Origin of the sequence: Pseudomonas alloputida (genome assembly GCF_021283545.2) — a bacterium.
Taxonomy (GTDB): Bacteria; Pseudomonadota; Gammaproteobacteria; order Pseudomonadales; family Pseudomonadaceae; genus Aquipseudomonas; species Aquipseudomonas alloputida.
The window spans coordinates 2,691,529-2,712,353 of record NZ_CP128540.1 but is presented as its reverse complement, the minus strand read 5'-3'; the positions used below and the strand labels follow the sequence as shown (position 1 = coordinate 2,712,353).

Here is a 20,825-nt window from a genome sequence, read left to right as displayed (position 1 = left end):
GCATTTAGTCAGGACCGGCACCGATATACAAGGAAGAACCACCGTGAGGATGGCACCGGCTACGCCGGTGTTCGCGGGTAAACCCGCGCCCACGGGCGACCGAGCCGGCTTTTCAGGTTTTGAGCAAGACGGCGGCTACTGCTTCGATCTCCACCAGCATGCCGTCCAGTGCCAGCCGGGGCACCGGTATCAGCGTGCAGGTCGGTTTCATGTGCGCTCCCCAGGCCCTGTCGGCCTCAGCCACCCATTGGTGCAGGCGCGCTTCGGAGTGCTCGACAATCAGCAGGGTCAGCTTGAACACCTGGGCCAGGCTGGCACCTTTCGACGCCAGGGCCCGCTCCAGGTTGGCCAGCGCCTGCCGGGCCTGTTCGGCGAACACAGGTGACAACTGGCCCTGGCTATCCTCCCCACCCTGACCGGCGATGAACAGCAGACGGCTGTCAGCGCGCACTTCGGCGACATGGGAGTAGGCGTTGCCACTGGGGTCGTAGAGGCCTTCGGGGTTGCTTAGCTGGAATGCGCTTGATGGGGTCACGACAAGCCCTCGCTCGGTTGGAAGAGCGTCGGAGTATCGGACCTTAAGTTAACTCGAGGTCAAGCCTGAAGTAGGACATTTCGTACAAGGCATCGTCATGTTGGAACCAAGCGTGTGTTTGCGCAGCGGCTGTCAGGCCTTAGATTGCAAAGCCCGGCATGGAGGCCTTTAACCAAGAAGGAAAACCAATGAGCAAATTTGATTTTCAGCTGGCCTACACCATCAAACCGCACAACCCTGCGTACGATGAAACCGATGCGGCACAGGCACGTCTGCATCTGCGGGAAAAGCTCGGCCTGGACACCGTCGAGCACATTGAAACCACGCTGCTTGGCATGATCACACTCAATGGCACCACCCTCGCTGACCGCAAGCGGGAGGCTGAAAAGCTGGTCCGCGATTACATCCATGACGCGCTCAAGGAACTGCGCGTACTGTCCACCGTGAAGTTCTACGGCTGCCTGATGGTGGACGGGCTGGGTCCTGCCATGCGTTTCGACATCCTGCCCAAATGACCCTCGACGGCCTCAGGCGCCCCCGCGCCCGAGGCCGCAAACCGTCATTTTTCCTGCAACACCGCCCTGCCCTTCACCGCCCTCGGACCGCGCCAGGCCCAGAACAGCAAACCGGGGAAGGGTGCGTAGACCACGAAGACGATCCACAGCATCTTGCGCTCGGCGCGCCGTTCACTGCCGATGATGTGCCAGATGGCCCAGATCTCCAGCAGAATGACCAAGGCCGCGATGATGATCCAGATCGTACCGATTTCCATGAGCGCTCTCCCAATGGCATGTATTGGGTTGGGTTGCTGCAAGCGCTGAGGGTTCAGATTGATTTGACTCACCGCGCCTCTTTGCAGGCGCGGCGATAGGGCCTCATTGCCGTGGTGCATTCTCCAGTGCAGCCTTCAACGCCGCTGCATCGGTGAACGCCCGCTGGCTGACCAGCACGCCCTGCTGCAGTTGCAACCACTGCACCTGGCCCTCCTGCCCGGGGTACCGGCTGGCCACTCGCCCATCACGGTCGAGCAGCACCCGGTAGCTGTAATCGCGCATGGCCGGGACCGCGAACAGTTTGCTGATCAGCGCAGGCATGCGCTGAATGTCGGCCACGAATACAGCGGCGCGTGCTTCCAGGTAGCCCTTGGGCTGCTCGGCCAGTGCCGCCTTGACCAGCTTGGCACCGTCCATATCGCGCGCCACCAGTAAAATCTGCGTGTCGGCACCAAGGCTGTAGGCCTGGTCGTACTGGTCGAGCAGTGTAAACGGGGCGAGCTTGTCGCCCTGCTCCAAGGCGTTGGCCAGCAACGGCAACAGGCTGAGCAACACTACAGCGGCATATCTCATCAGGCGCATCCTCAATGACGGGAGGTCAGCATAGCGGTAAAGCACCAGGACAGGCTGGTTTGCCTGAACACGACCTGTAATACGACACAGCCACCGGGGAGATTGTCTTTCCTCCGGGCACCGTCCACACTCTGCGGGCCAGCCAGGAAGCGGAGTTCAGAGTGCCCACGCCACGCCAGTTCAGCCAAAAGACCAGCACCAGCAACATGCTACGGCTCAAAACAAGCGGCGCCAATGCCCAGGCGCCCTATCGGGTCGACTTCATCCTGCTCGAACACTTCTCGATGGCCAGTTTCACGGTGGCCATGGACGTACTGGTCACGGCCAACCTGCTACGTGCCGACAGCTTCCAGTTCACCCCGCTGTCGCTGGACGGCGACCGGGTGCTCAGCGACCTGGGGCTGGAACTGGTGGCCACCGAGCTGTCCGCTGCGGCGCTGAAGGAGCTGGACCTGCTGGTGGTCTGCGGCGGCTTGCGCACACCACTCAAGTACCCGGAACTCGATCGCCTGCTAAACGATTGCGCCGCCCACGGCATGGCCTTGGGCGGCTTGTGGAACGGCGCCTGGTTCCTTGGCCGTGCCGGGGTGCTGGACGACTACGGTTGCAGCATCCACCCCGAGCAACGTGCCAGCCTGTCGGAGCGCAGCCCGCAAACCCGCATCACCCCGGCCAGCTTTACCCTCGACCGTGACCGCCTCAGCGCCGCCAGCCCCAATGGCGCCATGGAGCTGATGCTGGGCCTGGTACGCCGGCTGTATGGTGATGGCCTGGCCGAAGGCGTCGAGGAAATCCTTTCATTCTCCGGTGCGCGCTACCGCCAGGTGGGTCCTGGGGCGAAGAAGTCCATGAGCCTGCACCTGCGCACCATTGTCGAGCTGATGGAGAACAACCTCGAGGAAACCCTCAGCCTCGACCAGTTGGCCGCCTACAGCGGGCGCTCGCGGCGGCAGATCGACCGCCTGTTCCAGGCCCAGCTGGGCACGTCGCCCCGGCGCTATTACATGGAGCTGCGCATCACCAAGAGCCGCCGGCTGCTGCAGTATTCCGACCTGTCGGTGATGGAAGTGGCGGTGGCCTGCGGGTTTGTCTCGGTGTCGCACTTCAGCAAGTGCTATGCGGCGTATTTCGGCTACCCGCCGTCGCGCGAGCAACGGCTGGGCGAGTGACCGAGGCCCTTTGAGCCAGCCCAGGCGCTCGAGCAATCTCAGGTACGAGGCTCGAGCTGGATGTACCGCAACACCGCATCACAGATCATGGCTTTGTGGCGCAGCTTTATTTGCTCATCAGACAGGTCGATCTGGAAGATCTCGCCAAAGGTATGGCGGTTCGACACTCGGTAGAAGCAGAACGAGCTCATCAGCATGTGCAGGTCGATGACCTCGATGCCGGCGCGGAACACGCCTTCCTGAACGCCACGGCGCAGGGTGTTGCCCAAGGCCTCCAGCACCAGGCTGCTCATTTCGCGAATGGCCGGCGACTGCTTGACGTACTCGCCATAGTGGATGTTTTCGGTGCAGATGATGCGCACGAAATCGACGTTGCGGTCATGGTGATCGAAGGTGAACTCCACCAGGCGGCGGATCGCCTGCTCAGCCGGTAACGACTCCAGGTCCAGGCTCTGTTCGGTCTTGCGGATATCCCCGTACAACTTCACCAGGCACTCGCAATACAGCTGCTCCTTGCTGCCGAAGTAGTAGTAGATCATGCGCTTGGAAGTGGCGGTGCGTTCGGCGATGGCGTCGACGCGGGCGCCGGCCAGCCCTTGCTGAACGAACTCGTTGATGGCGGCCTGGAGGATGTCCTCGCGTGTTTTCTCAGGGTTGTTCTTGCGCGTTTTGCGCCCCCCTTCGGTTTCAGGCTGGCCGAGGCCGACTACGGAATCACTCATACCCACTCACAGGCTGTTTATTGGAATGCCGGGATTATCCGTTAGCGCGGCCATGCAGGGAAGCACGCTGTTGGTCGGGTAGCCATCATGCCTTGGCCATCGGCAAGCCTTTCGCGGCCCATGGCCGCTCCTGCAACGATAGACGCCAAGCCATACAAACAAAAGGATATAAAAATAACAAAACAATCTAACAAACTGGAATATATAAATTGAAAGCCAAACGCCACCTCCTTAGTCTGGGCAGATCGACTCTCACCCGATTCAAGGAGCAATGCCCATGCCCAAACATGCCTTCTCCCCATTACGCCGTCTGCTGATCGGCGGTTTACTGGCCAGCGTCGCCAGCGCCCTGCTGCCCTGGTCCGAAGCCATTGCCGACGACGCCAGGACACTGCGCATCGGCTACCAGAAATTCAACAGCATCAACATCCTCAAAGGCAGCGGCGCCCTGGAGAAGGCCCTGGCACCGCAAGGTGTGAAGGTCAGCTGGCATGAGTTCGCCGCCGGCCCCCAGCTACTGGAGGCATTGAGCACCGGCGCCATCGACCTCGGCCACGCAGCCGATGCCCCCTCGGTGTTCGCCCAGGCCGCAGGCAAGCCTGTGGTCTACCTGGCTGCCGAACAACCCTACCCACGCGGCATCGGCCTGGTCGTGCGCGAGCAGGACCACCTGGCCAGTGTGCAGGACCTGAAAGGCAAGCGTGTGGCCACGGGCCGCGGCTGGAATGCCCAGTACCTGCTGGCCGTAGCCCTGCAGCAGGCTGGGCTCAGTTACAAGGACATTACCCCCGCATACGTCAACAATGCCGCCGATGCCGTGGCCGCCCTGCAATCGGGCAGCGTGCAGGCCGTGACCCTTTGGGACCCGTTCCTCGCCGCCGCAGAAAGCCAGCCAGGGCTGAAGAACCTGCGCGACGGCAGCGGCCTGTCCAACAACCGCACCTTCTACCTGTCCACAGCCAGCTTTGCCGACCAGCACCGTGCTCTGCTGAAAACCTTCTTTGCCGAGCTGGGCAAGGTCAGCCAGTGGGCCAACGCCAAGCCTGCCGAAGTGGCCGCGCTGCTGGCACCGCAGCTGGGGATCAGCACCCAGGTGCTGGAAGTGGCCAGCGAACGGCGCAACTACAACGCCGTCGCTATCACCCCGCAGATCGTTGCCGAACAACAGAAGCTGGCTGACACCTTCCAGGGCCTGGGCCTGATTCCACGCAAGCTACAGGTGGCCGAAGCGGTCTACCCGGCCTCTGTGTTGCCTTGAACGGAGCGCGCTGACCATGCCTCGCCCGATCCGCTTCAACGCCTTCAGCATGAACGCTGCCAGCCACCAGTCCCCTGGGCTGTGGCGCCATCCGCGCAACACCAGTGTGGCGTTCAACCGCCTGAGCTACTGGACCGACCTGGCCCGCCTGCTCGAACGCGGCCTGTTCGACGCCCTGTTCATCGCCGATGTGCTGGGTATCTACGACGTCTATCAAGGCAGCCCGCAAGCCGCCCTGCGCGGTGGCGTGCAGGTGCCGGTCAATGATCCGCTGCTGCTGGTGCCGGCAATGGCCGGGGTGACCGAACACCTGGGTTTTGGTGTCACCTTTTCGCTGACCTACGAACACCCCTACCCCTTCGCCCGGCGCATGTCCACGCTCGACCACCTGAGCAATGGCCGGGTCGGCTGGAACATCGTCACCGGGTATCTGGACAGCGCTGCGCGCAACCTCGGCCTGGCGCGTCAACGGGGCCACGACCAACGCTACGACCTGGCCGAGGAATACCTGCAGGTGCTGTACAAGCTGTGGGAGAAAAGCTGGGACGACGACGCCGTGCTGCTGGAGCGTGAAAGCGGGCGCTATATCGAACCCTCGCGGGTACACCCGATCAACCATGTGGGCGAGCACTTCCAGGTGCCCGGCATGCACCTGTGCCAGCCATCGCCGCAACGCACCCCGGTGTTGTTCCAGGCCGGTGCGTCGGCACGCGGCCAGCAGTTTGCCGCACGGCATGCCGAATGCGTGTTCATCAGCGGGCCAACGCCGACGGTGCTGCGCCGCTACGCCGACGGCATCCGCCAGGCCTGCGAAGCGGCCGGGCGTGGCCGTGACGAAGTGCTGATCTACGCCCAGGCGCTGTTGATCGTCGCCCCCACGCGGGAAGAGGCCGAGGCCCGCTTTAACGACTATCGCCGCTATGTCGACCCGGACGCTGCCCTGGCGCTGCTGTCTGGCTGGACCGGTATCGACTTCGCCGGCCTCGACCCCGATGCACCGATCGAGTACGTCGAGAACGATGCTGGCCGTGCCGCCCTCGCAGCCTTTACCGCCGCCGACCCCACTCGCCGCTGGACCGTACGCGAAGCCGCCGAGTTCGTTGGCCTGGGCGGTCGCGGCCCCGTGCTGATCGGCGCTGCCAGCGAGGTGGCCGACCAGCTGGAAACCTGGCTGGACCATACCGGCATCGACGGTTTCAACCTGACCTACGCCGTGCAACCGGACGACCTGGCCAATGTAGTCGACCTGCTGGTGCCCGAGCTGCAACGGCGCGGCCGCTACCCGCTGAGCTACACCGAGGGCCCCCTGCGCCACAAGCTGTTCGGCCGCGGCGGCCAGCTGCCCGAACGGCACGTTGGACGTCAGGTCAGCATTCAGTGATCAAATACCGGGTATTCCAACATTTAATTTGTGGATGCCACGCACTCGACCCTATTCTGTGGCCACATCCCCTGCGCCGCACCGGCCGGTGCGGTTCAAGGCATGGGGAGAGAACAACAAGTCGAGATCGTCCATGTCGAACCATTCATACTTCGCCCCCCACGGTGGGCACCCGGCTCAAACCGAGCTGCTGACTGACCGTGCCATGTTCACCGAAGCCTATGCCGTCATCCCCAAAGGCGTGATGCGTGACATCGTCACCAGCCACCTGCCCTTCTGGGACAAGATGCGCATGTGGGTTATCGCCCGCCCGCTGACCGGTTTTGCCGAAACGTTCTCCCAGTACATCGTCGAACTGGCCCCGGAAGGCGGCAGCGAGCGCCCAGAGCTGGACGCCGATGCGGAAGCCGTGGTGTTCATCGTCGAAGGCGAACTGGACATCACCGTCGAAGGCAAACACCACACCCTGGTACCTGGTGGCTACGCCTTCCTGGCCCCGGGCGCCGAGTGGAGCCTGCGCAACAACAGCAAGTCCAACGTCACCTTCCACTGGCTGCGCAAGCACTACCAGAAGGTTGAAGGCCTGGACGTACCGGAATCCTTCGTCACCCACCGCGACAACGCCACCGTCATCGAGATGCCGGGCACCGAAGGCCGCTGGAAAACCACCCGTTTTGTCGACATGGCCGACATGCGCCACGACATGCACGTGAACATCGTCACCTTCCAGCCGGGCGGTGTGATTCCGTTCGCAGAAACCCACGTGATGGAACACGGCCTGTACGTGCTGGAAGGCAAGGCGGTGTACCGCCTGAACCAGGACTGGGTCGAAGTGGAAGCCGGCGACTTCATGTGGCTGCGCGCCTTCTGCCCGCAAGCCTGCTACGCCGGCGGCCCAGGCAACTTTAGCTACCTGCTGTACAAGGACGTGAACCGTCACGTACACCTGACGCTGAACCCCAAGCGCTAAGCCCAGGCTGATGCCCGCAAGCCCGCCAACCTGGCGGGCTTTCTGTTTGCCGCGCATACTGAAATACCCACCCTTGCAGGGTACCGGCCATGAACCGCTGCCTGCTGCTCGCTGCCTTGCTGCTGTGCACCTCTGCCCTGGCCGCCGATGACTGGCGCCTGGCCTACGACCGCGAAGGCATTCGCGTTTACGTGAGCAGCGCAGGCGCCTCGTCCTACCAGCAGTTTCGTGGTGTCAGCACCATGAAAGCCAGCGTGCGCACGCTCACTGACCTGCAGGATAACCTGCGGGTGGCCTGCAAGTGGCTGTACGCCTGTGACCAGATGCGGCTGCTGGATGTGGAGGGTGACAACACCTGGGTGTACCTGACCACCCAGCTGCCATGGCCGGCGAGGCCGCGGGACATCGTGCTGAAAGTGACCAGCGAACGCCTGATCGACGGTACCCTGGTACGCCACCTGAGCGCCGATCCCGACAGGATCCCCAAGGTTGACGGCCTGATCCGGGTAGAGCACCTGAGTGGTGTGTGGCAGATGAAACCACTGGGTGACCGGGTGACCGAGGTGACCTACCAGTTGCAGGCCGCCCCTGCCGGGGATGTGCCAGGGTGGCTGGCCAACCGGTTTGTGGTGGATACGCCGGTGGTGACGTTGCGTACGTTGCGAGCGGTGGCTGAGCGCCAACCTTGAAGTGCCGGCAGGCTGCAGACCGACTGCAGCAGGGCCGGCAGCTTTTTGTGCAATACACCTGGCAAAAGGCCTGGCTCCGCGGTCACATCTTGTAGGTCGAAAGCAGGATGCTGGTCTCGGTGTTCTCGATATGCGGGATCGAGCGGATGGCGTTCAGCGCCCGGTCGAACGCTTCGAGGGTGTCGGCGCGCAACTCTGCCATCAGGTCCCAGCGGCCATTGGTGGTGTGGATGGCCACCACATTGGGATGCCCGCGCAACGCGTGCTTGACCTCTGCGGCATGGTGGCCGCTGATGCCGATGCTGGTGATTGCCCGCACTCCCTGGTCCAGCGCATCGGAGCGCAAACGTACCGTGTAACCGATGATCACACCCTGCTCTTCAAGCCGGGTGATGCGGTTGTGCACCGTTGCCCTGGCCACCTTCAGCTTCTTCGCCAGGGTCAGCACAGGGGTACGTGCGTTGTCCCGCAACAGTGCAATCAGTTCCCGATCGATCGTGTCCATAAGCCCGCCAAATAATCAGATTGCTACGCTAGGTTGGCAGATTGTCCAGAAGCCTGACGAAACTGACAACCTGCCTGCTTCCGATTGACGCAACCTGTCATCAAAATGTTCATGCGGCTTCACTTCGATAATCTCAAGCGCTGACCCCGCACTGCTGGGCAAGCGCACAATAACAAGGTGCAAGAGCATGACGTATTTCATTGATGTTCCAACCATGTCGGACTTGGTGCATGACATTGGCGTAGCGCCGTTTATTGGCGAGCTTGCCGCTGCCCTGCGGGACGATTTCAAACGCTGGCAGGCGTTTGACAAGTCCGCGCGCGTTGCCAGCCACTCGGAAGTGGGCGTGATCGAACTGATGCCGGTCGCCGACAAAAGCCGCTATGCCTTCAAATACGTCAACGGCCACCCGGCCAATACTGCACGCAACCTGCATACGGTGATGGCCTTCGGTGTACTGGCCGATGTCGACTCCGGTTACCCGGTGCTGCTGTCCGAACTGACCATCGCCACCGCCCTGCGCACCGCAGCGACTTCGCTGATGGCAGCCCAGGCACTGGCCCGCCCGAACGCGCGCAAGATGGCGCTGATCGGCAACGGCGCGCAAAGCGAATTCCAGGCCCTGGCCTTCCACAAGCACCTGGGCATCGAAGAAATCGTCGCCTACGACACCGACCCGCTGGCCACCGCCAAGCTTATCGCCAACCTCAAGGAATACAGCGGCTTGACCATCCGCCGGGCCAGCTCGGTAGCCGAGGCAGTGAAAGGCGTGGACATCATCACCACGGTAACGGCCGACAAGGCCTACGCCACCATCATTACCCCCGACATGCTGGAGCCCGGTATGCACCTGAACGCCGTGGGTGGTGACTGCCCTGGCAAAACCGAGCTGCACGCCGATGTGCTGCGCAACGCGCGGGTGTTCGTCGAGTACGAGCCACAAACCCGTATCGAAGGTGAGATCCAGCAGCTGCCGGCGGACTTTCCGGTGGTCGACCTGTGGCGCGTGCTGCGCGGAGAAACCGAGGGCCGCCAAAGCGACAGCCAGGTCACTGTATTCGATTCGGTGGGCTTCGCCCTCGAAGATTACACCGTACTACGGTACGTACTACAGCAAGCCGAAAAGCGCGGGATGGGCACCAAGATCGACCTGGTGCCGTGGGTGGAGGACGACCCGAAAGACCTGTTCAGCCACACCCGAGGCCGCGCTGGCAAAAGGCGTATCCGACGGGTTGCCTGATATTGAATCGGGTTGGTCGAAAGTGTGTGTGTGGGCTTTGGGTCATGTACAAGCGCATCGACCACAGATCGTCAGATCCCACCGCCCGCCAGCAACTGCGTCATCACCTCAGCCAGCGCCTTGACCATCACATCCGCCGTCGGCCGGTGCACGATGACGATCTCATAGCTGTCGACCTCCGGCAGCCCTTGCCCGGCCCCCAACACCCTGTGCTCGCCGGTGGCCGCCCTGGGCGGCAGCAAGCTGATACCCATGCCATCGGCGACCGCAGCCTGGATGCCACTGAGGCTAGAGCTGGTAAAGCTGATGCGCCAGCGCCGGCCCATGCCTTCGATGGCGTTGATCATGTCCTCGCGGTACAGGCCGCGTGGCGGAAAGGTGACCAACGGGATCGGGTCCAGCTCGAAGGCGGGCGTGCGCGCGCTGTCGATCCACTGCAGACGCTCTGGCCAACAGGCCACGCCCTCACGGCTGTTGCGCCGCTGCTTGAGCAGCACCAGGTCAAGTTCGCCATTGTCATAGGCCTGGCTCAGGTCACGGCACAAACCACTGGTCACTTCGAGCTTCACCTGTGGGTGCAGCCGGCTGAATGCCGACAGTGCATTGGTGGTACGCCCGCCCACGAAGTCCTCGGGCACGCCAAGCCGTACCGTGGTGCCCACCATCGCCCCGGCCAGGGCTTCAAGCATCTGATCGTTCAGGGCCAGCATGTGCCGGGCATAGCCGAGCAAGGTCTGCCCGGCGTCGGTCGGCAGTACGTCACGGTTGCCCCGCACCAACAAGCGGTGGCCGACCATGTCTTCCAGGCGGCGCACCTTCTGGCTGATCGTCGACTGGGTCGAATGCAGCCGCGCGGCAGCGGTGGTGAAGCTGCCGCAGTCTGCCACCACGACAATGGCGCGCAGCAGGTCGAGGTCGAACAGAGCCCTATTCGATTTCACGCTGATAGACATCTAGATATTCAACTACTGAATGGCAAGTCTGCGTTCTATCACGGCTAGTCACCGAGGGCCACTCCTTCCCGCCGGGGATCGGCACCGCCTGACCAACCCTCGCCGCTGCGCTGGATGATCTGCATGCCGCTGGTCATGGTCATCGGTGTCACCTCATGGCCCCAGGCTGCCAACTGGCGGATCAGCGCCGGGCTGCTCAGCCCTGCTTCCACTTCGGTGCCGGCATTGCGGCTGCCGAAGTTGGGCAGGTCGGCGGCCTGCTGCGGGTCGAGCCGCCAATCCAGCAGGCCGACCAGTGCCTTGTTCACGTAACCGATGATCTGCGAACCACCCGGCGAACCGAGGCTCGCGACAAACTCGCCCGTGGCACGCGAGAACACCAACGTCGGCGCCATGGCCGACAGCGGCCGTTTGCCCGGCTGCACCCGATTGGCCACAGGCTTGCCGTGCTCGTGGGGGATGAACGAGAAGTCGGTCAGCTGATTGTTGAGCAGGAAGCCCTTGACCATCAGGTGCGAGCCAAATGCGGCCTCCACCGAGGTGGTCATGGCCAGGGCCTGGCCGTTGTCATCCACCGCACTGAGGTGAGAGGTGGAGATGCGCAGTGGCGAGCGGTCGGGCGCAAGCGCCAGGTCCGCTCCTTGCGGCTGGCCCGGACGGGCGCGCTTCATGCTGTGCTCGCCGATCAGCGCCGCGCGGCTGGCCAGGTAAGCAGAATCGGTCAGGGCCTTGACCGGGACGGGCACGTAGTCGTTGTCGGCCAGGTACTGAGCGCGATCGGCGTAGGCCAGGCGCTCGGCCTCGGCGATCAGGTGCACGGCCAACGGCGGGGCTTCCAGGCGGGCCGGGGACGAGGTGGCCAGCGGTCGCAGCGCTGCCAGGTCGCGTTGCGGCGCGGTGCGCTGCACGGCGTCGAGCAGGCCCAAGGTCTGTAGCACGGTCACCCCACCCGATGAAGGTGGCGGCATGCCGCAGATCTGCCAGGCCTTGTAGGGGCCGCACAACGGCTCGCGCTCCTTGGCCTGGTACTGCTGCAAGTCCTGCAACGACAGATACCCGGCATTGGCATGGCCACGCACCTTGGCGACAATGGCTTCGGCAATTTCACCGCTGTAGAACACCTCGGGCCCCTGTGCGGCGATCTGCTCCAAGGTCTGTGCCAACTCAGGGTTGCGCAGGATTGTACCCACGGCCAGCGGCCTGCCCTGTTCATCCAGGAAGTAACGGGCCATTGCGGGTGAGCGGGCAATGTAGGGGTCCCCGGCCAGTAGTGTGTGCAGGCGCTCGGAAACCGCGAAGCCGTTGCGTGCCAAGGCGATGGCCGGGGCGAACAGGGCGTGCCAGGGCAACTTGCCGTGCTGCTCGTGGGCCTGCTTCAGGGCACGCAGCACCCCGGGCACGCCCACCGACCGCCCACCGATCTGCGCCACCCGGAACGGCATGGGTGTGCCATCGGCTTGCAGGAACAGCTTTTCCGTCACCGCCGCAGGTGCTGCCTCACGCCCGTCGAATGCCTGCACGCGCTTGCCATCCCAGTACAGGATGAACGCCCCGCCGCCGATCCCACTGGACTGTGGCTCGACCAGTGTCAGCACCATCTGCATGGCGATGGCGGCGTCAATCGCACTGCCGCCGGCACGCAACATCGCCCGCCCCGCTTCACTGGCCAGCGGGTTGGCTGCGGCGACCATGTGCCGGCTGGCGTGCACCGGCTGCAAACCGCTGCGGTAGCCGGAGGCCAGTTCCGGTGGCGTGGGCAATACCTGGTCGGCACCGACCGAGCCGCTGATGGCCATTAGGCACAGCGTTCTGATCAGTGGGATAGAGAACTTCATCGCTTGCTTCCTGCCTCTCTTTATTCAGCAGGGCACTGTGGGCCAGGAGTGGACCTGACTTCAAGCCTTTGCGCAAAACGTCCAAGGGGCTGCAGTGCACATCAACAGGTGTTCTGCGTGCTTGAGATCGAGCAACGTCCACACGGCACTCAATCCTAAAAGCGCCACAACCCGCACCCCATGCCCCCGCGTTCGATAGGCGACGATTAGTCTACGTCTGTAGACACAATGTTCCACTTAGCTGAGGATCCCTCCATTACAAATTTCAGCCGGCCGTCAACCACGGTCAACCACCGGGTCGTGGGCCCGAAGATTTCGGACTTGAGGCTCTGCCAGATTTCGTAATGGTTTCCCACTTTGCAAAACGTGATTTTGGCCCCTTCAGAGCTAGTCAGTTCTACCCACCCACTGTCATCGTTATCTAGACTGTCATTCTTAAAAAACGCGCCCTCATCCAATGTGTCTCTCGTGTAGAGGTACTTGCCCTTTTCAGTTGAGCTTGAGACGCGAAGATACCCCCCCCACCTTTCATCTGCGGACCAACCGTCGACCACTTCGAACTTTAGTAAAGGCTGGGCTTTCAGTTCATCGGCCATATTGATACCCAAAGTACCGTCGCGCCTGATTAACACGAAGCGGTCGGGACTTAAGGAGGGAGAATACCGAAAATCCGGCAGTTCAAATTTAGCACTTACAATTTTGTGCACCAACAAAGCGTAGTTTCGCCAGTACGCTTCATCATCGCGGGGGAAAGTATATCTAATGTATTTCTGAGCATCATCTTCATCGGCGCTGAGGGCCTGGACGGCTTGAACGACCTCGTCCAAACGAGATTCTATCGCTGGATCTAACGCGTATTGACGGGCCTGTCGCTCAAGAGCGTCGATCTTGATTTGAAGCGCCTCCACCTCAGCTGGAGACTCTGGTGTCTCAGGCTCCAAGTCATGAGGCACACTTGAAATAGATACATTCCTCAACTCGCCCCACGGGCCCCACTCACTCACAGGGTCTGTAAGATCTGCTTTGGCGTGTCTGGCGTTGTAAAGCGCCTCCTGATCCTCCTTGGGGAGCATTTTTTCCCGTTCCATCTGTAAAAATTGCGCTTTCAGTTGTTCAATGTCGTCTATTTTGGATTTCTCATGGTCGGCTTCAAGCTGCGCCACTTCCTTCGGATCAAGTGTCTCGACCAGGTAAGGCGCGTGTGGATCATGGAAGATCAAAAAACTTGTGGTGGGGAGTTCGCTCATCGTGGTGCCCTCTCTACGTTCCATGTTAAAAGACAATCGACACTCCACCTTCTACCGCAAGCACTTATCCGGGGTGGCCTCTGCACCATATCGAAATAGCGGCGTCGTCACCACTGACATATATGCCAGTTGCCAACGCTTAAAATCAGTCATCCATTTTCAGCGCGAAGCTTACTCTGAGCACAGCAGCCTTGTACTGCGAAGCGTCCGGACAAACTGGAGAGTATTTCGCCAGTGATGGCCTCTTCGCAACACAAGGCTGTCCTACCCAGGCTTGGTGAAAAACGCCTGACCCGTAGCTCGCAGCCCTCAGGCAACTTCCTCGAACGGCAGCCCCACATAGTTCTCGGCAATGTTCACCAGGCCCGCCGGCGAGGTCAGGAAGTACTCGCGGTCAGCTTCCTGCATCTTCTGGTCCCAGGCGTCCTTGTGGCTACCGAAGTCATGCAGCAGTTGGGTCATGAACCAGCTGAAGCGCTCGCCCTTCCACACGCGGCGCAGTGCCAGCGGCGAGTATTGCGCAAGCAGGTCGACGCGCCCTTCGTGGTACACCTTGACCAGAATGCGGTACAGGTAGTTGACGTCGGAGGCCGCCAGGTTAAGGCCTTTGGCACCCGTAGGGGGGACGATGTGCGCCGCGTCCCCCACCAGGAACAGGTGACCATACTGCATGGGTTCGACCACCAGGCTACGCAGCGGCGCAATACTTTTTTCCAACGCGGGGCCTGTGACCAGGTCCGCCGCCACCTCGGCGGGCAGACGGGCTTTCAGTTCGTCCCAGAAACGCTCGTCAGACCACTCCTCGACCCGATCCTGCAAAGGTACCTGCAGGTAGTAGCGGCTGCGTGTTTGCGAGCGTTGGCTACACAACGCGAAACCGCGCTCATGGTGGGCGTAGATCAACTCGTGATTGACTGGCGGTGTGTCCGACAGCAGGCCCAGCCAGCCAAACGGGTAAACCCGCTCATACTGTTTCAGCACGCCCTCCGGGATGCTCTGCCGCGAGATACCGTGGAAGCCGTCGCAGCCGGCGATATAGTCGCAGTCAATCCGCTGCACCCGGCCATCCTTTTCGAACGTCAGGTAGGGCTTCTCGCCTTTCAATTCATGCGGCTGAACGTTGGCGGCTGAATAAATGATCGGCGCACCACTGGCTTCGCGGGCCTGCATCAGGTCACGGGTGACTTCGGTCTGGCCGTAGACCATCACCGTCTTGCCGCCGGTCAGGGCTTTGAGATCCAGACGCTGGCGGCGCCCGCCAACCAGCAGTTCAACCCCCTCGTGCACCAGGCCTTCACGGTCCATGCGCTCGGCCACGCCAGCCTCGCGCAGCAGGTCGACCGTGCCTTGCTCTAGCACCCCGGCGCGGATGCGGCCTAGTACGTACTCGGCAGTCTGGCGTTCGACGATGATGTTATCGATACCGGCCTTGTGCAGCAGCTGGCCCAGCAGCAGGCCAGACGGACCTGCACCAATAATTGCAACCTGAGTTTTCATTGTTGTTGTCTCTGTTCGGACGATACCGGCCCGGGACTGGCAGCGGGGCGGCATCTGCTGTTAGGGTTTGCCATTGCATTTTTACTGGCAGAAAACGCCGTTTAAGTGTGCTATTCCATAAAAAACCTGCACTTTTACGAAAAGCGTTCGATTAACGGACAGGCCAACCCCAGATGAAATCCACCCTCCCCGGCGTCCCGTTGTTCAAGCTGTATGGCGAGAATCAGGCCTGGCCCGGCACCGACCTGCTGCACTGCGAGTCGATCCCGGCACGCAGCCGCCTGCATCACTGGGAGATCAAGCCGCACCAGCATGCCGAGCTGTTCCAGCTGCTGTATGTACAGCGTGGCCAGGCCCAGGTGGAGATCGAGGGGGTGCGCAGTGCCATCGGCGAAGCGGCGATCCAGGTCGTGCCACCGATGACCGTGCATGGCTTTCGCTTCAGCGCCGATATCCAGGGCTATGTCCTGACCTTTGGTACTGCCCTTGTAGCGAACCTGGAACAGCGCCTGGGCGCGCCACTGACGGTGCTGGCACAACCTGCGTGCTATCCGTTGGGCCGTGACCGCGTGCACCTGCGCAGCCTGGTCGACACCTTGCAGCGGGAGTACCAGGGCAGTGCCCCGGCTCGTGCAGCGATGCTCGAAGCATTGGTGACCGCGCTGATGGTGTGGATCAGCCGCCGTCAGCAGCAAGGGCAGGCACCGCGTAACCGTGATGAACGTGACCGGCTGTTGCTGGGGCAATACTTGCGCCTGGTCGAAGCGCATTACCGCGAGCATCTGTCGGTTGAAGCGTTTGCCGCGCGGCTAAATGTTCCGAGCTTGCAACTGAACCAGCTGTGCCGGGCGCTGAGTGGCCAGACAGCGTTGCAGGTGGTGCACCAGCGGTTGTTGCTGGAGGCGCGACGCAACCTTATTTACACGCGGATGAGCATCGGGCAGTTGTCGGACAGCCTGGGGTTTACCGACCCGACCTACTTCGCCCGGTGGTTCAAGCGCTTGAGTGGGCAAACGCCCAATGCGTATCGCAGATCAGGGTTGTCGGAATAATCCTTGCCGGCCTCTTCTTGACGTATACGTCAACCTACCCTCAGGATATCCGCATACCCCACGCCGAGCCCGAGCATGAGCACTCAGACCTACAGCATCTCCGACCTGTCCCGCGAGCTGGACATCACCACCCGCGCTATCCGCTTCTACGAAGAACAGGGCCTGCTCAGCCCTGAGCGACGTGGCCTGGAACGCATCTACTCACCGCGCGACAAGGTCAGCCTGAAGCTCATCCTGCGTGGCAAACGCATCGGCTTTTCCCTGGCCGAGTGCCGCGAACTGATCGAACTGTACGACCCCACCAGCGGCAACCTCAAACAGCTCAACAGCATGCTGGCGAAGATCGCCGAGCGCCGCGCCCAGCTGGAGCAGCAGATGCTGGACATTCACCAGATGCAACTGGAACTGGACACCGCCCAGGAACGCTGCGAACAAGCCCTGGCCGCCACCCTGAACAACAAAGACAACCGCTGAACGCCACAGGAAACCCGCCATGTCCTTGCCCAAACACGTCCGCCTGGTCGAAGTCGGCCCCCGCGACGGCCTGCAGAACGAAGCCCAGCCCATCAGCGTTGCCGACAAGGTACGCCTGGTCAACGACCTTACCGAAGCGGGCCTGGCCTATATAGAAGTGGGCAGTTTCGTGTCCCCCAAGTGGGTGCCACAGATGGCCGGCTCTGCCGAGGTATTCGCCGGCATCCAACAGCGCCCCGGTGTGACGTATGCCGCACTGGCGCCAAACCTGCGCGGTTTCGAGGACGCCCTGGCTGCCGGGGTCAAGGAAGTAGCGGTGTTCGCTGCCGCCTCCGAAGCGTTCTCGCAACGCAACATCAATTGCTCGATCAGCGAAAGCCTCAAGCGCTTCGAACCCATCATGGACGCTGCGCGCAGCCACGGCATGCGCGTGCGCGGGTATGTGTCGTGTGTGCTTGGCTGCCCTTACGAGGGCAAGGTCAGCGCCGAGCAGGTGGCCCCGGTGGCCCGCGCCCTGCACGACATGGGCTGCTACGAGGTCTCGCTGGGTGACACCATCGGCACCGGTACCGCAGGCGACACCCGACGCCTGTTCGAGGTGGTGTCGGCCCAGGTACCGCGCGAGCAGTTGGCCGGACACTTCCATGACACTTACGGCCAGGCCTTGGCTAACGTCTATGCCAGCCTGCTCGAGGGCATCAGCGTATTCGACAGCTCGGTAGCCGGGCTGGGCGGCTGCCCTTACGCCAAGGGTGCTACCGGCAATATCGCCAGTGAAGACGTTGTGTACCTGCTGCAGGGGCTTGGCATTGAAACCGGCATCGACCTGGGCCTGCTGATAGCCGCCGGCCAGCGCATCAGCGGCGTGCTGGGCCGCGACAACGGGTCGCGGGTAGCACGGGCGTGCAGCGCACAATAGGTCACACGGGTGTCACATTGGTGTGGGTGAAGTGTTACCTCCCGCACATTTCACAGCAAAAAATCGGGTAACAGGGAAACAAATCGGCAGAATTTCAGGCTGGGTGGTGTCGACCAAAAATCTTAACTCATTAATTTTAAAGGGTTTTCAAAAGTTGGCACGCACCCTGCTATATCTCTGGTACAACAACAAAAAAAACGCGATACCCAATAAAAACAACAGGTAACGGCTCTGACATAACAAGAACAACACGGCAGAGGCGTAGCAAGCAGATTTTTTTGGAGTCGACACGCTTTTCAGGGGTTCGCCCCGCGGTCTGGCACAGAACAATAAAACTACCTCAAGGTAGGGGCAGCCAGGTTCGGATCAGCAATGATGAAAGCAGGTCAGCGCTCAAAAAAATACGTTTGCTCTTGACCCCGCATGGGGGTCGCCCGCAACACCAGGACAAGCCGACAAAAACAACAATAGGCCGGTCCCAATAATAAAAAAAGAGCAGGCAACAACGCTTTGAGGGGAGCTTCGGCTCCCCTCAGTGCTTCCTGCCCTCTTCCTCCTTCTGCTTCTCCTCATCCTGCCCTTCGACCTTCTCCACCAGCAACGGCATCGTGCCCAGTACCAGCAGGGCCAGTACCGTGCTGATCAGCGCCGTGGCTTCGCGCCCCATGCCAGCCGCCGTGCCGATGGCAGCCGTCATCCATAGCCCGGCAGCGGTCGTCAGGCCCTTCACATGACTGGTGTTCTGGCCGTTACCCTTCAGAATGGTACCCGCACCGAGAAAACCGATACCGGCAACGATGCCCTGGATCACCCGACTGAGTGCCTGTTCATCGGCCCCCGCCATGCTCGGTGCCAGCATGAACAGGGCAGCGCCCAGCGACACCAGCATGTGGGTACGCACCCCGGCAGACTTGCCCTTGTGTTCGCGCTCGAAGCCCAGTACTGCGCCAAGCACAGCAGCCATCAGCAAGCGCACAAGGATTTGCGTCACCTCGCGCTCATCGGTGACATCGGCGAATTCCGCCTGGATTGCTTGCCAGATGACGTCCATCGCAGTTGTTTCCCCTGCTTGAGCTTTATGAATCCGCCTGCCACGTCAGAGGCCTGCCCTATGCAAGGTTGACCGTCACACGTACTGCAAAGTGCCGCTCAGCTTGCTGATGCAGCAACTGGCCCCTGACCGTGGTCCACCCTGTAATCACCCCGGGAGGACCCCACCATGCCCATTGAAGTCGACGAAACCACCCGCCGCTGCACGCTGATCGGCGAAAACCTGCGCATCGAGGGCGAAGGCCCAGACATCGAGATCATCACCGACGAGCAGTTGCGCATGTCGGTGGCCGTACTGGCCGGCCAACGCGTGCCCATTACCGAAACCGAGGCCGATGCACTGACAGTGGCGGGTGCGGTGGATAGCCGCAGGCATCTGAAGGCCAGCGCGCCAGGCTCGGTGATATGAGGCCTGCCGGGGCTATGCGGCAAATCTGATATGGTTTTTATCGTAAAATCTGAACCTGTGCTGATAACAGCTTCAGCGCCATAGTGCTCATGCCTGATCGAGGCCTGATGAGCACCGAACCATGAACGATAGAATCCCTTTTACAGAGATCGCCACCGCCCCAGCCAGCATCCAAGCACGACGCACCGACAGCGGCATCCATACCCGCAGCTTTACCGGGCTTTACCGTAACCTGCGCATCGGCTTTGCCGGCGCCCTGTTCGTGCTGTTCTTCGGCACGGCCTGGCTGAACTGGAACGGCCGCCAGGCCGTACTGTGGGACCTGGGAAACAGCAAGTTCCACATCTTCGGCGCCACCTTCTGGCCCCAGGACTTCATCCTGCTGTCGGCGCTGCTGATCATCTGTGCCTTTGGCCTGTTCGCCATCACCGTCTACGCCGGTCGCGTCTGGTGCGGTTACAGTTGCCCGCAAAGCACCTGGACCTGGCTATTCATGTGGTGCGAAAAGGTTACCGAGGGGGACCGCAACCAGCGCATCAAGCTGGCCGCGGCGCCCTGGAGCCTGAACAAACTGGCCCGTCGCACGCTCAAACACAGCCTGTGGTTGGCCATTGGCGTGCTCACGGGGCTGACCTTCGTCGGCTACTTCACCCCGATCCGGCCACTGGCCGCAGAATTGCTCACCTTGCAACTGGGTGGTGTGGCACTGTTCTGGGTGCTGTTCTTCACGGCCGCGACCTATATCAATGCCGGCCTGCTGCGTGAGGCGGTGTGCCTGCACATGTGCCCGTATGCGCGCTTCCAGAGCGTGATGTTCGACAAGGACACCCTGGCGGTCGCTTACGACCCGCGTCGTGGCGAGGCCCGTGGTCCGCGCAAGAAAGGCAGTGACGTCGGTGCCCAGGGACTGGGCGACTGCATCGATTGCACCCTGTGCGTGCAGGTGTGCCCCACCGGCATCGACATCCGTGATGGCTTGCAGATGGCTTGCATCGGCTGTGCCGCGTGCATCGACGCCTGTGACGGGGTAATGGACAAGATGGGTTACGCCCGCGGCCTGATTGGCTACAAGTCCGAGCACAGCCTGCAAGGCGGTACCACCCACTGGCTGCGCCCGCGCCTGTTGGGCTACGCTGCCGCATTGCTGGTCATGATCGGGGCACTGGTGGTGGCACTGCAGATGCGCCCGATGGTATCGCTGGATGTGATCAAGGACCGCGGCCTGTTCCGCGAAAACGCCCAAGGCCAGATCGAGAACATTTATCTGCTCAAGGTCATCAACAAGACCGAACGTACCCAGCACTATCAATTGCGCCTGCTGGACGCTGACGGTTTCACCCTGCAGGGCAGTAGCGCACTGGTCATCCCAGCTGGCGAAATGAGCGAACTGCCGGTGTCGGTGGCAATGCTCGCCGAGCGCCCGAGCAGCAGCTCGCAGACGCTGAGCTTTGAAATCAGCGAGCGTGACGACCCCGCTATCCGCAGCGTGGCGCACAGTCGCTTCGTCGCCCCCATGAACCGCTGATCCCTTACACTCACGCCACCTTGCCTGCCAGGCTTGGACAGAAGGCCAG

At 61.8% G+C, this 20,825-nt stretch carries 22 protein-coding genes; 12 read left to right on the top strand and 10 right to left on the bottom strand.

Annotated features, from left to right (window positions below; all coding sequences use genetic code 11):
• Window positions 1–112: 112 nt before the first annotated feature.
• Entirely contained in the window at window positions 113–535 is a 423-nt protein-coding gene (locus LU682_RS12405; RefSeq protein WP_010954380.1) for a RidA family protein, read from the bottom strand.
• Window positions 536–723: 188 nt separating this feature from the next.
• Between LU682_RS12405 and LU682_RS12400 the strand changes: the two genes are divergently transcribed.
• Window positions 724–1,050, top strand: a complete 327-nt coding sequence (locus LU682_RS12400; protein WP_019751834.1) for a hypothetical protein — start codon at window positions 724–726, stop codon at window positions 1,048–1,050.
• A gap of 44 nt (window positions 1,051–1,094) precedes the next feature.
• Here LU682_RS12400 and LU682_RS12395 read toward each other — a convergent pair whose 3' ends face one another.
• Together LU682_RS12395 and LU682_RS12390 are read right to left on the bottom strand one after the other, a co-directional pair.
• On the bottom strand, window positions 1,095–1,307 hold the full coding sequence (locus LU682_RS12395; protein ID WP_003247877.1) for a PLDc N-terminal domain-containing protein: 213 nt from the start codon (window positions 1,305–1,307) through the stop codon (window positions 1,095–1,097).
• A 103-nt stretch (window positions 1,308–1,410) separates the two neighbouring features.
• Window positions 1,411–1,881 (bottom strand): hypothetical protein, encoded by a 471-nt coding sequence (locus tag LU682_RS12390; protein WP_019751835.1) that lies wholly within the window; start codon window positions 1,879–1,881, stop codon window positions 1,411–1,413.
• Between the two features lie 161 nt (window positions 1,882–2,042).
• On the opposite strand from LU682_RS12390, the gene LU682_RS12385 reads away from it, so the two are divergent.
• Window positions 2,043–3,050, top strand: a complete 1,008-nt coding sequence (locus tag LU682_RS12385) for a GlxA family transcriptional regulator (RefSeq protein ID WP_010954384.1) — start codon at window positions 2,043–2,045, stop codon at window positions 3,048–3,050.
• A gap of 38 nt (window positions 3,051–3,088) precedes the next feature.
• Here the strand turns inward: LU682_RS12385 and LU682_RS12380 are convergent, their stop codons facing one another.
• Entirely contained in the window at window positions 3,089–3,772 is a 684-nt protein-coding gene (locus LU682_RS12380) for a TetR/AcrR family transcriptional regulator (RefSeq protein ID WP_010954385.1), read from the bottom strand.
• 277 nt (window positions 3,773–4,049) lie between these two features.
• Here LU682_RS12380 and LU682_RS12375 point away from each other — a divergent pair, with 277 nt between their 5' ends.
• From LU682_RS12375 to LU682_RS12360, 4 genes are all read left to right on the top strand, one after another.
• Window positions 4,050–5,030, top strand: a complete 981-nt coding sequence (locus LU682_RS12375) for an aliphatic sulfonate ABC transporter substrate-binding protein (RefSeq protein WP_020191881.1) — start codon at window positions 4,050–4,052, stop codon at window positions 5,028–5,030.
• Window positions 5,031–5,046: 16 nt separating this feature from the next.
• Window positions 5,047–6,411, top strand: a complete 1,365-nt coding sequence (locus LU682_RS12370) for an LLM class flavin-dependent oxidoreductase (protein ID WP_010954387.1) — start codon at window positions 5,047–5,049, stop codon at window positions 6,409–6,411.
• Window positions 6,412–6,544: 133 nt separating this feature from the next.
• A complete protein-coding gene (locus tag LU682_RS12365) occupies window positions 6,545–7,381 on the top strand; it encodes a bifunctional allantoicase/(S)-ureidoglycine aminohydrolase (protein ID WP_003247865.1) in 837 nt (278 codons plus the stop codon).
• An 89-nt stretch (window positions 7,382–7,470) separates the two neighbouring features.
• On the top strand, window positions 7,471–8,070 hold the full coding sequence (locus LU682_RS12360; protein ID WP_010954388.1) for an START domain-containing protein: 600 nt from the start codon (window positions 7,471–7,473) through the stop codon (window positions 8,068–8,070).
• Between the two features lie 82 nt (window positions 8,071–8,152).
• Here the strand turns inward: LU682_RS12360 and LU682_RS12355 are convergent, their stop codons facing one another.
• Entirely contained in the window at window positions 8,153–8,575 is a 423-nt protein-coding gene (locus LU682_RS12355) for an Lrp/AsnC family transcriptional regulator (RefSeq protein ID WP_010954389.1), read from the bottom strand.
• Window positions 8,576–8,762: 187 nt separating this feature from the next.
• Here LU682_RS12355 and ocd point away from each other — a divergent pair, with 187 nt between their 5' ends.
• The gene (gene ocd, locus LU682_RS12350) at window positions 8,763–9,815 is read left to right on the top strand and encodes an ornithine cyclodeaminase (RefSeq protein WP_010954390.1); all 1,053 of its coding nucleotides are present in this window, start codon (window positions 8,763–8,765) and stop codon (window positions 9,813–9,815) included.
• Between the two features lie 71 nt (window positions 9,816–9,886).
• Here ocd and LU682_RS12345 read toward each other — a convergent pair whose 3' ends face one another.
• From LU682_RS12345 to pobA, 4 genes are all read right to left on the bottom strand, one after another.
• Complete coding sequence (locus LU682_RS12345; protein ID WP_010954391.1) at window positions 9,887–10,768, bottom strand: LysR substrate-binding domain-containing protein; 882 nt, start codon at window positions 10,766–10,768, stop codon at window positions 9,887–9,889.
• Between the two features lie 44 nt (window positions 10,769–10,812).
• Entirely contained in the window at window positions 10,813–12,603 is a 1,791-nt protein-coding gene (ggt, locus tag LU682_RS12340) for a gamma-glutamyltransferase (protein WP_010954392.1), read from the bottom strand.
• 206 nt (window positions 12,604–12,809) lie between these two features.
• Window positions 12,810–13,850, bottom strand: coding sequence for a hypothetical protein (locus LU682_RS12335; RefSeq protein WP_126404352.1), 1,041 nt, complete (start codon window positions 13,848–13,850; stop codon window positions 12,810–12,812).
• Between the two features lie 309 nt (window positions 13,851–14,159).
• A complete protein-coding gene (gene pobA / locus LU682_RS12330; RefSeq protein WP_010954394.1) occupies window positions 14,160–15,347 on the bottom strand; it encodes a 4-hydroxybenzoate 3-monooxygenase in 1,188 nt (395 codons plus the stop codon).
• Between the two features lie 173 nt (window positions 15,348–15,520).
• On the opposite strand from pobA, the gene LU682_RS12325 reads away from it, so the two are divergent.
• The 3 genes from LU682_RS12325 (at window position 15,521) to LU682_RS12315 (ending at window position 17,792) form a co-directional block, all read left to right on the top strand.
• Window positions 15,521–16,399, top strand: a complete 879-nt coding sequence (locus LU682_RS12325; protein WP_010954395.1) for a helix-turn-helix domain-containing protein — start codon at window positions 15,521–15,523, stop codon at window positions 16,397–16,399.
• Window positions 16,400–16,474: 75 nt separating this feature from the next.
• Entirely contained in the window at window positions 16,475–16,873 is a 399-nt protein-coding gene (locus LU682_RS12320) for a MerR family transcriptional regulator (protein WP_003247847.1), read from the top strand.
• A gap of 19 nt (window positions 16,874–16,892) precedes the next feature.
• Complete coding sequence (locus LU682_RS12315; protein WP_010954396.1) at window positions 16,893–17,792, top strand: hydroxymethylglutaryl-CoA lyase; 900 nt, start codon at window positions 16,893–16,895, stop codon at window positions 17,790–17,792.
• Window positions 17,793–18,324: 532 nt separating this feature from the next.
• Here the strand turns inward: LU682_RS12315 and LU682_RS12310 are convergent.
• A complete protein-coding gene (locus LU682_RS12310; RefSeq protein WP_010954397.1) occupies window positions 18,325–18,843 on the bottom strand; it encodes an MgtC/SapB family protein in 519 nt (172 codons plus the stop codon).
• Between the two features lie 168 nt (window positions 18,844–19,011).
• On the opposite strand from LU682_RS12310, the gene LU682_RS12305 reads away from it, so the two are divergent.
• Window positions 19,012–19,251, top strand: a complete 240-nt coding sequence (locus tag LU682_RS12305; protein ID WP_060489763.1) for a DUF3203 family protein — start codon at window positions 19,012–19,014, stop codon at window positions 19,249–19,251.
• A 121-nt stretch (window positions 19,252–19,372) separates the two neighbouring features.
• Window positions 19,373–20,776: a cytochrome c oxidase accessory protein CcoG gene (gene ccoG, locus LU682_RS12300; RefSeq protein ID WP_010954399.1), complete on the top strand. Its 1,404-nt coding sequence runs from the start codon at window positions 19,373–19,375 to the stop codon at window positions 20,774–20,776.
• The last annotated feature ends 49 nt before the right edge of the window (window positions 20,777–20,825 follow it).